Origin of the sequence: Paenibacillus paridis (assembly GCF_006345825.1) — a bacterium.
Classification (GTDB): Bacteria; Bacillota; Bacilli; order Paenibacillales; family Paenibacillaceae; genus Pristimantibacillus; species Pristimantibacillus paridis.
On record NZ_VCIX01000076.1, the window covers coordinates 61,690 to 76,197 of the forward strand.

Here is a 14,508-nt window from a genome sequence, read left to right on the forward strand (position 1 = left end):
AGGTGGAGGTGATGAGCGTGAAGATGCTTATCGTGGATGATCAAATATCATTGCATCGCTATTTGGATAAGGTAATCAGTTGGAGCGAAATGGGGTTTACGCAAGTACAGCATGTTTATGACGGCGTGGAAGCGGCCCGAATGGTCGATACCTTTCGTCCGGATATGATGATCATGGATATTCATATGCCGTTATTGAACGGAATCGATTCGATGAAGCGGATGCAGCAGTCGGGTCATTTACCGCGGACCATTATTCTGAGCGCTTATGATCAATTTGAATACGCAAGAGACGCGCTCCGGCTGCAGGTTTCCCATTACTTGCTAAAGCCGGTCGATGCTGATCAGCTTAGAGATGTTTTGGTGGAGCTGATTCAAGAGTCCGCAGCGGCTGGACGGCAATCGATTCGTAATGAACTAAATCAGACGATCTATTCCGGCTCGATAGAAGCAGAATCGTTGTCCATCGTCCGGAAAGGACTTGAATTTCTCTCGGTGGACCGATTTGCAATTTTGACCTTTGTGGATGGCTTGCCTTCAGAGACCGACTATTCTTGCTGGCTGCAAGAACAAGTGGACAATAAAATTAGCTGTGTGATTTGTTGCAAAAATAAAAAGGAAATGGTGGTGCTTGTTGGCGGGGGAGACGATTTAACGAGCAGCCAATTGCGAGAATTTCGCGAGTTTGTGCTAGAAAAAGCGTCAGTCCTATCACCCAACCAACAGTGGTCAGTTGGAATCAGCACGATTGCCCAGGATGCCGCATCCCTGCCGCAGTTAATTGCGGAAAGCGCGCAAGATATAGGGGGGCCTGCCGAAACCGGTTCCAAGCTGAGGGATGCGATGCTGCGGATTAAACCGTATGTAGATAGAAGCTACCAAGAGGATTTAACATTACAATCTGTATCAGGGAGGTTCGACATTGACAAGTATCAGTTAAGCCGGGCGTTTAAGCAGGAATTCGGCGTAAATTATTGGTCTTATGTGATCAAGGTGCGGATGGAGAAAGCTGCTCAACTGCTTGTCGGAACGAGCTGGAAGAACAGCCGTATAGCAGAGCATACCGGCTTTTTGGACGAGAGCCACTTCAGCCGTGTCTTCAAAAAATATTATGGCATGACGCCTAAAGAATATCGTTCTTCACCAGCTCACACCGATTGATCATTCATGCAGCAAGCGCAACAATTGACAATAAACCATGCAATAATTTGAATTCAGATTCGAAGTAGTTCTTACTATACTAGTATTGTAAGTGCTTACATTAAACCAGATAACTAGGGGGTTAGTTAACATGAAGAAAAAGTCTTTGTTGCTTTTAATTACCATTATTTGTTTGTCAGTCATGCTAGCTGCATGTAGCCAATCCAATAATGGGGGCAAGAAAAACGAGGGTTCCACAGGTGGAGATGCGCCTAAATCAGTCAAGCTCAGCATTCTGGCCTGGAACAATGAAAAAGAGATGAAACCCGTGTTAGACGGCTTTAAGAAGAAATATCCACATATTTCATTCGACTTTCAATTTGCTCCGCCTGTAACAGATTATATTGCCAAATTGCAAACGATGCTGTTGTCGGATACGGCCCCGGATCTATTCATCATCGCCGCGGAAAACCGCAATGAAATCATTAACGGAGGCTACGCTCTTGATTTGACCGACGAACCGTTCATGTCCGTTATGCTCGACAGCAACAAGCCGATGCTGAGCAAGGATGGAAGAACATACGCCTTTTCGCAAACGGGATGGGCAGGCGGCTTGTTTTATAACAAGCAATTGTTCCAAAAGGCCGGCATCAATACATTGCCAGAAACGTGGGATGAATTCGTCCAAGCCTGCTTGAAGTTAAAGGAAGCCGGCATCCTTCCCCTATATGACAGAATGCATGATATCACGATCATTCATTCCGCTATGTTCGGCAGCAATGTATTAACGAAGGATCCATCGTTCGACGAAAAGCTGTTTAATGGCGAAGCGACCTTTGCCGAAGGCTGGACGGAAGTGTTGACGATGTGGAAGGAAGGGCTGATCGACAACAAAATATTAACACCGGATATGATTGGAATGACGAGTGACCAAGTCATGAATGAGTTTGCCCTGGGCAATGTAGCCATGTTCCCTGGCGGTCCTTGGAACATCAGTACGATTGAGGCAACTAACCCTGATATCGAATTCGAAATCATGGCTATTCCAGGAAAAGAACCAGGCAACAAATATTTTAACGGGGCACCTGGCGTAGGCTTCGCGGTTAATAACAAAACGAAAAATAAGGAAGAAGCGCTGCTATTTCTCGATTATTTATCAACACAGGAAGGTTTGAAGCAATTTGAGGAAGGCACGGGCGGAATCATTACAGCTCACGGCTATGAAACCAAAGTACATCCGGCGTATGAGCCGGCTTATAAAGACGGCTTGATGGCAGGACGTATTTACTTGCCAATGGTATCGTGGGGTAGACATCAGGAAGCGCTGCGCAACCAATTCCTTGTAGGGTTACAGGATATAGCGGTAAACAAAATAACCCCTGAGCAGGCAACCGCTGCACTGGATAAGAAACTGAGAGAAATGGATAATAAATAAGCTGATTTAGGTCATGTAGAGGGCAGAGGTAATCCTGCTGCCCTCTTATCGATGAAAAACCGATTTATCCATGCCAATCCGTTGCTTCCAACACAGTTATCATGAAATAAAAGTCATATTAGGAGGCAAATTATGACCAAATTTGTTCGTCAACTGCAGTTTCAATTATTTTTGCTTCCGATTCTTGCCATCTATTCATTGTTTACGATCTATCCGCTTATCAAATCATTTTTTCTTAGTTTTACTAATTTTGATGGATACTCGAAGGTATATGATTTTGTAGGCATGAAAAATTATGTGCGGATATTTGCTGACGATGCCATCATTTCCGCAATTTCTTATACTCTATTCTTTACTTTTTCCAAGGCGCTGCTCGTTACAGTATTAGCGATTCCACTCGCTATGATATTGGATCAAAAGTTTTTTACCAAAAATTTGCTTCGTGTGATCTTCTTCTTTCCGTCGATCCCGAGCGGTCTATTGCTTGCTTACATTTGGGGATTTATCCTTGCGCCCATCGGGTCAGGCGTATTGAATACCATCCTCAGAGAGCTGTTTAACATCGGACCGCAGCCGTGGCTCGCCGATCCGCTGCTCGCAAAGCTGTCTACGATTGTCGTAGCAACATGGGCAATCACAGGATGGCATGCTGTACTGTATTTGGCTTTTCTGCAATCGATTCCGAAGGATTATTACGAGGCTGCTTCGATAGACGGAGCGAACCGTTTTCAGCAAATTCGATTTATAACTTTGCCGCTGCTCGCTCCCGCGATGACGATAAGCGTCATGCTGCTGCTTACCGGCGGGCTAAAAGTATTCGAAATTCCATTTGCATTGACAAAGGGCGGGCCTGGTTATGAAACCTATTCAATCACTCAGGTAATTGTGTTAAGAGGAATATCAGAAACCCAATACGGCCTTGCATCGGCGATGTCGATAATCTTCTTCCTAATCGTGTTAGCGATTGCTGTCTTCCAAGTCACAGTGATGCAACGAAGGGAGCAAAGCATGCAATGACAAACTCGAATAAACGGATATGGATTCTCGATATATTAATGATTCCTGCGGGAGTCATTGCGTTCTTCCCATTTTATCTGATCATTATCAATACATTTAAAACGATGCAAGATGCCGCAAAGAAACCGATGGCTTTCCCATCCGAATGGATCTTTTCGAATTATGTCCAAGTCTTTGAGGAAACATCAATTTTGCGCAGCTTTGGAAACAGTTTGACAATCACCTTCTTTTCCGTATCGCTGATCGTGATTATCGGGGCGATGGGGGCATACCCGGTGGTGTTTAATGCAAATCGTCTTACACGATTTGCAATGCTCTATTTGCTTGCTGGATTTATGATTCCTTTTCAGGCGACACTCATTCCTTTATTTCAATTGATGAGTGGACTACAGCTAGTCGATAAGATATACGGTTTGATTATTCTATATATGAGCGGCTCTGTGTTTGTCTTTTTCCTGATGATGGGCTATATGAAGACGATCCCAAAGGAGCTGTCTGAAGCGGCTGTGATCGACGGCTGCAATGTATGGGGCATCTTCTGGCGAATCATTTTCCCGCTGCTTAAGCCGATTACAATTACTAGTGTCATCTTTCAGACGATGTGGATATGGAACGACTTTTTGGCACCGATGCTGTTTCTAAACTCGTCTTCCAAATCGACGCTCGTTCTAGAGATCTATAAAGCCAAAGGTGAATTTACCGTTAACTGGCCAATGTTCATGACGCTTACGATTATAACATTGGTGCCAATATTTATTTTCTTTATCGTTATGCAAAAGCATATTGTCCGCGGAATAGCTGCTGGGGCTGTAAAAGGCTAATGAAGAGCAGGGACGATTCCGCCTCGTTCTGAGCTTATTAAACGATGAAGAACAAGACAGTGAAACCGCCCTCCATTCTTAGCGATGGAGGGCGGTTTTATAGGCTTACCCTAATCATTTGCGATATCATGAAAATAGACAACCTCTTGGTTGGACAACATATCGGTTAGTTTCGGCGAGGCATAGTATTGGCCGTTATACTTGACTACATCGCCAGATAACAAATATTTCAATAAAGTGGCGGGATCTCCGGTGTCATAAGGATACCATCCGGTTATATCTATGGTGCCGTCAGATTTGGTAGAGGATGACGATTTGCCTGGCTTATTTTTATTAGCGGCTGCGGCCTTTGCTTTTGCTTCCGCCTCCGCTTTGGCTTTAGCTTCTGCTTCTGCCTTTGCCTTTGCTGCTGCCTTGATCTTGGCATCCAAATAATCGTCTGCTACTTGTATATGGGACAATAAACTGTTTTTTGTTTGATTTTGTTTAATCTGATTTACATTTTCTTTGGCTACATTGATTTCTGTTTGTATAATGGATTCTTTGACTGCAGACTTTTCTGGTGATGTAAATAAAGCGTCAACCATCGTGGATGCAGCAGCAATCCGTTTTATTTGAGTTTCGGCATCAATTAATTTTAAGTTAAGCTCTTCCGCAAAGACGGGCTTATCTGACTTTAAAGCCTCTAATTGGCTTTTGGCAGAATCTATGTCAGCTGCTACCTTGATAGCGCCAGTCTCATCAAAAAGATGATCTATACTTTGTTTTAAAGCGAACATTTTATCGACATGATTGATATCTAAAGAAGCCTGTTCTAATAATGTGGTAGCTTGTGAGGACAATTTCTGATCAGCATAAGTAGAATATAAGTCATGTGTGGTTTGAATCGAAGCTTGGTCAATATTATCGGCAAGATTTGTTTTTTGTTCGTCTTTATAAAGTGAATTTACACTTTCCTGAATTTTAGCAATGTCTGCTAGGATAGCCAGCTCTTTTTTCTCCTTAGCATCGTTAATTTTCCAAAAAGTAAAACCTGTTACGCATGCAATGAGTAATACAGCTGTGATTGAAATGATGGTGGCCTTCTTCATGTTAAGTCTCCTTCAATGATGTGATTATCAAAATTTACCAGATAAATGCAATGAATTAACATTACTAAATAGTTAATAGAGAAGCAAGAAACATTTTCAAAATTTACATATAAATGATAATGGAGGTAGTAATATATGATCGTATTTATTGATTTGACTGTAAAAAATGATTTTAATCAAATAGTCCCTACCCTCCATTTGTTTGAAATGCATATAATATAAATTAGAAGAAATTGGATGCAACTAGCAAGTTTATAAATTAAGAAGCACCAAGAAATGAAATGGAATGGAGCAAATAAATGATGGAGCATAAAATAATAGATATTGGCGTCAATTTGATGCACCGGTCGTATAATCAGGATCGTGAACAGGTGGTTGAGAGAGCGGCAGCGAATGAGGTTTCTCCACTTGTTATCACGGGAACAAGCCTGAGAAACAGCTTGGAAGCTGCCCGCTATGCAGGTCGTTTACCGGGAAAGCTGTACTCTACTGCGGGTGTTCATCCTCATGATGCGAAGAGCTGTACAGATGAGACAATCAAGAAGCTTAAACAACTGGCGATACAGCCGCAGGTGGTTGCTATCGGAGAATGCGGATTAGATTATAACCGGGATTTCTCCCCAAGGGATATACAGCGTAAATGGTTCACCGAGCAAATTGGTTTAGCGCTTGAGCAGAATATGCCGCTGTTTTTGCATGAACGGGAAGCTTTTTCGGATTTTATGGGCATTCTTAAGGAGCAATCGGTTCAGAAAGCGGTCGTCCATTGTTTTACGGGGACTTTGCCCGAGCTTAAGGCGTATCTTGAAATGGGCCTCTATATCGGGATTACGGGCTGGATTTGCGATGAGCGTAGAGGCAAACACCTGAAAGAGCTTGTACGGCTGATCCCGCTGGACCGGCTTATGATCGAGACGGATGGGCCATTCCTGACCCCGCGTGATTTGAAGGAGAAACCGCAAGATGGACGAAACGAGCCAGCCTTCTTGCCGCACATTTTGCAGGCCGTGTCACGATGTATCGGAAGATCAGTGGAAGAAGTAGCTGAGGCAACGAGAAAGACTTCGGAAGAGTTTTTTGGTTTATAAGCGATATGTAGATGAGCTATATAAGGATGAAATTTAGCTTTACCAATAGAAAGGACATATAAAACGTTAGTTCTGTAAAAGCCGCGCTTAACGCGGTTTTTTTATTTTTAGGAATCATAATACTGACTACCGCTCAATTATGGAGCATGACCTTAACAGAAGCTGAACAGTCATCTAGATATCGCAGTTGAAAATTAAGCCTATGTTTAATAGCGCGTAAGGCCGGAATGCTAGAATGACGGTAAGGAAGGAGATTCAAGCTAAATTCTTAACCGATCAAAACTAGAGACAAAAGGATGTGGATGATTTGAAAAAAAGCTTCATATGGACGCTTGCAGCGGCCTTAGTTCTGACCCCGCTTATTCCTACGAACGCAATGGCTTCCAGCACGGTAACTGCAGTTTCTTCTAAGACGCTAGAGAAGATTGCTTCTGAGAAAGCAGCGCTTCTAACTGAACAATATGGAATAACCAGCGTGCAGTATGCCTTGATCGACAATGGAGTAATCAAAGTATCGGGACAAACTGGATTTAACGATATAGAAGGGAAAACTCCGTTAACGAACGAAACCATCTATGGTATTGGCTCTACGAGCAAAGTGTTTACCGCGTCGGCAGTCATGAAACTAGTGGATGAAGGTAAGATCAATCTCGATACCCCTGTCGTACAATATATTACGGATTTCAAGATGGAAGATGAACGTTATAAAAAGATTACTCCGCGCATGTTGTTGAATCACTCATCTGGTTTGCAGGGTTCGAGTTTAAACCGTGCATTCTTATTCAATGATCCAGATACACACGTACACGATTCGCTGCTAGAGAACTTGTCTACACAGAAATTAAAGGCAGAACCGGGAGCTTTTTCCGTGTATTGCAATGATGGATTCACGCTAGCAGAGATTCTTGTAGAAAGAGTCAGCAATATGACTTTCACGGCATTCATTCATCATAATTTTGCTGTACCTTTGGGAATGAACCATACCATGACGCCACAAGACAGGATAGAGACGAGCAAATTTGCCGGCCTTTACTCTCCTGCATATGAGGGCCAGCTTCCAACGGAGACGACCAATGCGATTGGTACAGGCGGAGTCTACTCTACTGCGGAGGATTTGGTCCGATTCTCGCAAATCTTTACTGGGAAGAGAACGGACGTACTCTCCATCAAATCAGCACAGGCCATGGAGCAAGAAGAGTATAGAAGAGGATTTTGGCCCAAAGACGCGGATAACTCGATGGACTTCGGACTTGGTTGGGACAGCGTACGCTTATTCCCGTTTAATGATTATGGGATAAAAGCACTCGTCAAAGGAGGAGACACTCAGATGTATCATTCCTCCCTGGTCGTGCTTCCCGGACAGAACATGGCTGCAGCCGTTATTACCTCAGGCGGGAGCGCCGTATTAAATCAGCTGATAGCGAGTGAATTGCTCCTTCAGGCGATGAAAGAGAAGGGCACAATTAAAGAAATCAAGCCGGATAAATCATTTGGCAAGCCAGCGAAGGCTGACATGCCACAAGATCTTGTGAAGTACGCAGGTTATTATAGTACTCTAGGCGATCAGTGGAATGCAGCTATCAAAGATGGTGAACTGGCATTGTCAGGAGTGACTGCGCCAGATCAGAAATTTATTTACACCAAGGATGGAACTTTTGTCGATGAAGATGGAAGCACAAAGGTTAGTTTTGTCAAAGAAAGTAACGGACGGACTTATTTGTGGATGAGCCAGTATATTTCGGTGCCAGAATTAGGGCAGTTTGCGTTTTCAGATTACAAGGCGGAGAAATTGGAAGCTGTAGTACTGAATAAAGAGACGACAGATGCGTGGGCCAAGAGAGAAGGCAAATCCTACTACCCAGTCAATGAGAAATTTAGCTCAGTCAATTACATGAGCATGATTAGGCCAACCATACAGACAAGCGGTGGTCACAAGTTGGAAGGTTATTTCAATGATATAAAAATAACAGGACCCCAAACAGCTGAGAGTCAGCATCAGATTCCTGGCACAGCAGGCCGAGATACACTAAGTATTCTTTTTTATGCTAAAGAGGGCGTAGAGTACTTTGATGCGGCTACAACCGTGTATATGAGCGAGGACGGAGTGAAGCCGCTGTATAAAGGCAAATCGTCGATAACTACGATTCAAGCGGATGGTTATGCCAGATGGTTCAGCGTTCCCGAAGCAGCTGCCGGCAAGAAAATGGTAGTCAAGATGCCGGCTAAAGGCGGCTTTATGGTATACGATGAAACGGGAGCCCTGGTGAATAATACGGTCATTAGCGGTAAAAATGAAGTCGTGCTGCCTGTGAACGGATATATCGTATTTGCTGGAAACGCAGGATCTACTTTCGGTATTACGCTAGTGAAATAACGAGTGAAAAAAACGATATAGGTTGAATTGAATTTTTCGTTATGGTCGCTATGCGAGGTTTCTCCAGAACGATCTTCTCGCTTCGCTTAAACTTCATTTCTTTCGTTCAACTTCTATAGATTCATATGCAGATTTGGCCAGCTACTATAGCTGGCTTTTTTTATTATAATCTTGGTCTCATTCAATAGAGTAGAGGGACTCTTTAACCAGACTCCTCTCAGGCTAGCGGGCAAGCAGCAGCTTCATCTGCACGTCCATTTGGCTGTGCATGGAGATGGGGTCGCTGACAGCGAAATGCTCCGGGTCTATGAAATAGATTCGATGATGTTGAACAGCCTTCAGCTGCTTCCAGATGAAAGTTTTCTCCAGCGCGCGGAATCGAACCGGATCAAGGATGCTTACAAATAATCGGTCGCCTGCGTATAGTGAAAGCTGCTCCTCTGTAATTAGGCGATAAGCCTCGCGGTTAAGCATCTCTTGCTCAATAATGGGAGGGGCCGTCATGCCTAGCCCATCGTATAAATTATAAGCTCCACGGCACCAGAAGTTGCCAAACACATATATGGAATCAGTGCGTATTTCGATAACAGAAACCGTTTCTTCCTTGGATATGAATCCCCGTAATTCCGTTCTGTGACGTTCAGCCTTGTGTTCATATTGCAAAATAAGCTGCTGTGCTATCCTCTGTTTGTTAAAAGCTTCGCCGAGCATCGCCAGCAACGTCATTGGTTTATGATCGTTTTGTGAGAAGATCATCGTAGAGGCAACGGTGGACAGCTCTTCGCATTCCTGTTCGTTCGATACCAGGATATATTCCGGATGCAGCTCGGCGATCTCTTCCAGTTGATAAGGAATATTGTTCACACGGTGAATATCCAGACTAAGATTCCGCAAATAAGGCCTATTGGTTAAATTTTTGGCGGCTGCGATGGGCCGAATGCCAAGAGCAAGTAAATGCCCAAGGCAGGTTAGTGCACAAATATGGGCGGGTTTGTTCTCATAGTTGCGGACAAATTGTCCGGGCGTTAGCCCCTCCGTCTGTTTAAACCGGCGGTTGAAATAAAATTCATCCCGATAGCCGACCTTGACGGAGATCTCTTGCAGGCGCTCGCCTTTTAATAAGAGTTGTTTTGCAGATTCCATCCGTAAGGCCGTGATATACTCCAACACATGCTTGCCTGTAATTTGCTTAAACCAGTGGGTAAATCTTCGTTTGCTAATTTGGGCTTGCGAAGCAAGCTCTTCTACGGAGATGTCTTCGGTAAAATGCTCTTTAAGCTGTTCAATAATGGCTAGCACAGCTTGACGTGTTGTTTCGGCAGCGGGCTGAACTTCCGTGCTCTCTATTATCATTCGCATCAGCTTTTGGAATCTCGCGTGATTATCCATTTGCCGGGCTGCAGACTTATCATTCTGGTGAATGCTGATTTCCATAATTATGCTCAGCAGAGCTTTGATAGAGGAAATACGGCATTCACCGGTTTGCAAATAGGTCGTGGTGGGCCTGGCTGTGTGGCCTAGGATGGAAAAGCTGAGCAGCCAAAACGAGGTGCACTGACCGTGAAGTAGGTTCACGTCGATCATCGACCCAGGATCAAACAACCAGCAACTACCGGCCTTAAGCGCGTATTCCTTATCGTTCCACAGCAGCTCGCCTTCCCCTTCTTCCATGACAAGCAGGATATAGGAGGACAGCGGCTGGCCTAGCATTTCACTTGTTAAGGGAGCGACAATGTGTTGCAAATGGTGCAATTCGAAATAAAGGGTATGTACCGGCTGAGTTACCTCCAATCCATTCCGATTCAAGTGAAAACCTCCAAGCGTAGTTGAGAATTATTATCAATTAAAGAAATCATACCGTAAAGCTTCATTAATTTCAATCGGTTCCTTTTGGTTATTAAGCAGCTCATTAGTATAAAATAACGTCCCATTCTATCCTTGTCGGTGTCAATAGCAAAAGCTATACTGACTATAGTTGATAATGATTATCAATAAAACAGAGAGATGGGCGGAGACAATGATGGGAATTCAAAGCAAAAATATACGGAAAGGTCTTGCTGTGCTTTGTATTGCAATGGCATTAAGTGCGTGTGGCAATAACGAAGGTGGCAGTGAGGCGAAACCAACAAATACAGCAACGGCTGCTGAGAACCAAGGAAACGAACAAGAAAATGGGTCTGCAACCAAGTTTGTGACAGATGCTTACGATAAACAGGTGGAGATTCCAAGCTCGCCCAAGCGGATTGTTTATACAGATAACACGGTAGGGGATATTTTGTTATTTGGCGTTCAACCTATTGGTCTAATTCAAGATGGCCTTGAATATGCCGTGTACCGGGATGATGTGAAAGATGTGGCCGATGTGGGCTGGCCGCCGAGCACGGAGAAGCTGATTGAGCTAGAGCCTGATTTGATTATTACATCCATGACGGACGCCCAGCAGCTTGATGTGATGAGAAAAGTTGCACCGGTTATTCAGACGAATGAGTGGGACCCGATGCCTGTCCGCGTAAAGAGAATTGGCGACTGGCTCGGCTTTGAGAAACAGGCGGATGAATTTCTAGCGAAGCATGAGTCAGATATCGATGAGATGTGGGATTCTTTGCTTCAGAAAGGTACCATTCAGAGTGGCGAAACGGCTTCCGTCTTTCAATATATGCTAGGCCAAAAAAGACTTAGCGTGTATACGACCAGCTATTTGCCAACCTTTGTCTATCATGAGAAAGGGTTTAAGCCAACGGCAGGCATCCAAGAACTGATTGATGATCCTGAAAATTACGGATACTCAGACATATCGGCTGAATTGCTTCCAAACATAGCAGGAGACCGGATCTTTATTGTTTATTTTGATGGGCCTGAGCTTGATGCGGTTAAGCAAATGATCACTGAGCCAATCTGGAGAGATTTGCCGGCCGTGAAAGCGGGGAAAGTTTATTTTATAAATGGGGGGCTAGGCATTACGACAGATCCGCTGGCGAGAGAAGCTTTAATTAAGCAGCTTCCGGTTATATTGGGAGAGCAGTCATGAGCCAATTCCTAGAATTATTCGATGTCACAATTATTGGCGGCGGCCCAACGGGATTGTATACGGCTTTTTACAGTGGCATGAGAGAATTAAAAACAAAGCTTATAGAAGCACAGGACGAATTGGGCGGACGCATACTAACCTATCCGGAGAAAATGATTTGGGATGTTGGGGGAATCACCCCTGTACGAGGGGAGAAGCTGATTGATCAATTGGTTCAGCAAGCCCATACCTTTGAGCCGACGATTGTACTCGGCCAGCGTATCCAGCATTGTGAGCGGCAGGAGGATGGGAATTTCCTGCTGACAACAGAAGACGGTGACCAGCATCTCACCCGGACGGTTATTCTAGCTATCGGTTATGGCGCTCGCAAGCCGGCAAAGCTGGAGATCGAGGGAGCAGATCGTTTCGAAGTGACCAATCTGCATTATACGGTGCAGCAGTTGGACGGTTTTCGCGGCAAGCGGGTATTAATCTCTGGCGGCGGTGATGCCGCGGTGGATTGGGCCGTTGAGCTGGAGCCGATTGCGGCTAGCGTGACGATTGTTCATCGGCGCGGCGAATTTGGCGGGCATGAACGGACGGTTAGCCAAATGAAGCAGTCTTCCGTGGCCATCCTTACCCCCTATACGGTAGAAGCGCTTCATAGCCAGGATGGTACGATGATAGACACCGTCACCGTAGCCCATTCGGCTACAGGCGAGCAGCAGAAGCTTGAGGTCGACGCGGTGGTCGTCAGTCATGGGATGAGATGCGATTACGGTTCGATCCGTCATTGGGGACTTAATATGAATGAATGGAACATGCAGGTAGACGATCAGATGGTTACCAACATTCCGGGCATCTACGCGGCGGGTGATTTCGTTACCTATCCAAACAAGGTGGAGCTCATTGCGGGCACCTTCACCAGCGGTATTTTGGCGTTAAATAGCGCGAAGAGGTATATGGAACCGGAAGCTCCTTACATGGCCTACGTTTCTTCCCATAACGACCGTTTCAAAGAGAAGAACCGCGCGCTAGGCGTTGTGGAGGAAGAGGCATAAAAATAGTTACACCATTCGCATGCAGACAGGACTACCCGAACAGGGTGGTCCTGATTGTGTTTCTTGCTGCGTGTAAGATGAGAAAGAAGAAAGGCTGTACCGGTCTTGTTTTGCAAGGAATGATAGCCATTTTAGCTGTCGCACTCCACGTGGTTGATTCCATTATTTTATAAAATTGGGAAGGTGGACGTCTCATGATGTCGAATGGTAAGTAGAGTCCTTTATACTAAAACAACCATTCGAAGGGAAGAGCGAGCGTGGGAAACCCTATAGGTACAGTGGAATGGATAGAAAAAAATGAAAAGCTAAATGAATTAATAAAGCAAGAAGCTGCCTTAACCACACATGCTATGAATCATGGTTTTGAGGCTGAAGTGATGAGGATTAGCTCAGACGAAGAGAGCTTTGTGCTGAAAACGTGGAGTAAAAGCTCGAAGCCGGATATCCAGTTTCAATATCATTTATTGAATGCCTTATTTGAAAGAGGCTTGTCCGTCTCAAGGCCAGTGGCTTGGGGAATTGATCCAAACGGAGACCAGGTGCTGTTAACCACCTTTGATGGTGGTCCTGTGCTTAAATTAAATGGTAAGAAAATGGCCGATATTGCAAAAATATTATCAAGCATACATCGGATTCGTGTGGAAGAGCTTGAGCAGATACAACTTCCTAAGTATGATTTTATCGGTTATTTTTTCCCAGGGGTAAGAGAGCATTCGGATCTAGCTCAAGCGTTAGAGGCACTTGTTGAAAAGACACCAATCACACAAGAACATATCATTCATGGCGATTTTCATATGGCTAATTTTCTAGAGGAAAATGGTCGATATACAGTAATTGATTGGACGAACGGACAATTAGGCGATCCAAGGTATGATTTTGCATGGTCGCTTGCTCTTATCAAAATATACGTGTCAGAGCGGAACGCTGAGGCTTTCCGGAATGCTTATTTGCTCGAGAATGAAATGGATCGGGAAGAGTTGGAGGCTTTCGAAGCATTGGCATGTATCCGATGGCTGCTGCTGAATAGAAGCGGAGGAACGCCTAAAGGGTCAAACACGATGGGGAAGGTAAAGCGCTTGGTCATGAACAACCGATATTTAAGCGAGCTGGGGATAAACGATTTTTTAGCAAAAAGGTAGTATCGGAGTGAGTGGCTAACGATCTCGCACGTTAAATAAGGTAAATATGGACGGTGAAAGTGTAAGCAGCTGCTGCATGTACATCGTCTACTGTATTTCTCTGAGTATCTTCTTCGTCGAACCTCGCATCGTGTTGAGTTATACCTTCTCTCCATTTTAAATATATACGAAGCGATCAGATCGTTCTGGAGAACGATGTGTTCGCCTTTGTAGCTAAATTATTACCATTAAATATATAAGTCGCTCAAACTATTTAGCTCTTACCGCAACCCTAAGAGGAACTACTCGCGCAGCAATTAAAACACACAAATGGTTAATTCAACGTTTAGCAGGAAT

At 44.4% G+C, this 14,508-nt stretch carries 11 protein-coding genes; 9 read left to right on the forward strand and 2 right to left on the reverse strand.

Annotated elements, in window-relative coordinates; all coding sequences use genetic code 11:
* Positions 1-23 precede the first annotated feature (23 nt).
* The 4 genes from FJQ58_RS07270 to FJQ58_RS07285 all read left to right on the forward strand — a co-directional run bounded on the left by FJQ58_RS07270 (position 24) and on the right by FJQ58_RS07285 (position 4,412).
* Positions 24-1,160, forward strand: a complete 1,137-nt coding sequence (locus FJQ58_RS07270; RefSeq protein WP_238403877.1) for a response regulator transcription factor — start codon at positions 24-26, stop codon at positions 1,158-1,160.
* 130 nt (positions 1,161-1,290) lie between these two features.
* Positions 1,291-2,574, forward strand: a complete 1,284-nt coding sequence (locus FJQ58_RS07275; protein ID WP_139991776.1) for an ABC transporter substrate-binding protein — start codon at positions 1,291-1,293, stop codon at positions 2,572-2,574.
* A 132-nt stretch (positions 2,575-2,706) separates the two neighbouring features.
* On the forward strand, positions 2,707-3,591 hold the full coding sequence (locus tag FJQ58_RS07280; RefSeq protein WP_139991778.1) for a carbohydrate ABC transporter permease: 885 nt from the start codon (positions 2,707-2,709) through the stop codon (positions 3,589-3,591).
* Complete coding sequence (locus FJQ58_RS07285) at positions 3,588-4,412, forward strand: carbohydrate ABC transporter permease (protein WP_139991780.1); 825 nt, start codon at positions 3,588-3,590, stop codon at positions 4,410-4,412. Before FJQ58_RS07280 ends, FJQ58_RS07285 begins: the two co-directional genes overlap by 4 nt.
* Positions 4,413-4,522: 110 nt before the next feature.
* On the opposite strand, the gene FJQ58_RS07290 is transcribed toward FJQ58_RS07285, so the two are convergent.
* On the reverse strand, positions 4,523-5,503 hold the full coding sequence (locus FJQ58_RS07290) for a toxin Cry1Ac domain D-VI-related protein (protein ID WP_139991782.1): 981 nt from the start codon (positions 5,501-5,503) through the stop codon (positions 4,523-4,525).
* 302 nt (positions 5,504-5,805) lie between these two features.
* Here FJQ58_RS07290 and FJQ58_RS07295 point away from each other — a divergent pair, with 302 nt between their 5' ends.
* A complete protein-coding gene (locus tag FJQ58_RS07295; protein WP_139991784.1) occupies positions 5,806-6,591 on the forward strand; it encodes a TatD family hydrolase in 786 nt (261 codons plus the stop codon).
* 307 nt (positions 6,592-6,898) lie between these two features.
* Complete coding sequence (locus FJQ58_RS07300; RefSeq protein ID WP_238403868.1) at positions 6,899-8,965, forward strand: serine hydrolase domain-containing protein; 2,067 nt, start codon at positions 6,899-6,901, stop codon at positions 8,963-8,965.
* 222 nt (positions 8,966-9,187) lie between these two features.
* Here the strand turns inward: FJQ58_RS07300 and FJQ58_RS07305 are convergent, their stop codons facing one another.
* Positions 9,188-10,771: a helix-turn-helix domain-containing protein gene (locus tag FJQ58_RS07305; RefSeq protein WP_139991786.1), complete on the reverse strand. Its 1,584-nt coding sequence runs from the start codon at positions 10,769-10,771 to the stop codon at positions 9,188-9,190.
* Positions 10,772-10,985: 214 nt separating this feature from the next.
* On the opposite strand from FJQ58_RS07305, the gene FJQ58_RS07310 reads away from it, so the two are divergent.
* The 3 genes from FJQ58_RS07310 (at position 10,986) to FJQ58_RS07320 (ending at position 14,172) form a co-directional block, all read left to right on the forward strand.
* Entirely contained in the window at positions 10,986-11,993 is a 1,008-nt protein-coding gene (locus FJQ58_RS07310; protein ID WP_162341366.1) for an ABC transporter substrate-binding protein, read from the forward strand.
* Positions 11,990-13,033: an NAD(P)/FAD-dependent oxidoreductase gene (locus FJQ58_RS07315; RefSeq protein WP_139991790.1), complete on the forward strand. Its 1,044-nt coding sequence runs from the start codon at positions 11,990-11,992 to the stop codon at positions 13,031-13,033. The genes FJQ58_RS07310 and FJQ58_RS07315 overlap by 4 nt, the downstream gene beginning before the upstream one ends.
* A gap of 257 nt (positions 13,034-13,290) precedes the next feature.
* Positions 13,291-14,172: an aminoglycoside phosphotransferase family protein gene (locus FJQ58_RS07320; RefSeq protein WP_139991792.1), complete on the forward strand. Its 882-nt coding sequence runs from the start codon at positions 13,291-13,293 to the stop codon at positions 14,170-14,172.
* The last annotated feature ends 336 nt before the right edge of the window (positions 14,173-14,508 follow it).

Coding starts and splice junctions, on each gene's coding strand:
- FJQ58_RS07270 (WP_238403877.1), top strand. CDS start 24: ATGCTTATCGTGGATGATCAAATATCATTGCATCGCTATTTGGATAAG.
- FJQ58_RS07285 (WP_139991780.1), top strand. CDS start 3,588: ATGACAAACTCGAATAAACGGATATGGATTCTCGATATATTAATGATT.
- FJQ58_RS07295 (WP_139991784.1), top strand. CDS start 5,806: ATGGAGCATAAAATAATAGATATTGGCGTCAATTTGATGCACCGGTCG.
- FJQ58_RS07290 (WP_139991782.1), bottom strand. CDS start 5,503: ATGAAGAAGGCCACCATCATTTCAATCACAGCTGTATTACTCATTGCA.
- FJQ58_RS07280 (WP_139991778.1), top strand. CDS start 2,707: ATGACCAAATTTGTTCGTCAACTGCAGTTTCAATTATTTTTGCTTCCG.
- FJQ58_RS07310 (WP_162341366.1), top strand. CDS start 10,986: ATGGGAATTCAAAGCAAAAATATACGGAAAGGTCTTGCTGTGCTTTGT.
- FJQ58_RS07275 (WP_139991776.1), top strand. CDS start 1,291: ATGAAGAAAAAGTCTTTGTTGCTTTTAATTACCATTATTTGTTTGTCA.
- FJQ58_RS07315 (WP_139991790.1), top strand. CDS start 11,990: ATGAGCCAATTCCTAGAATTATTCGATGTCACAATTATTGGCGGCGGC.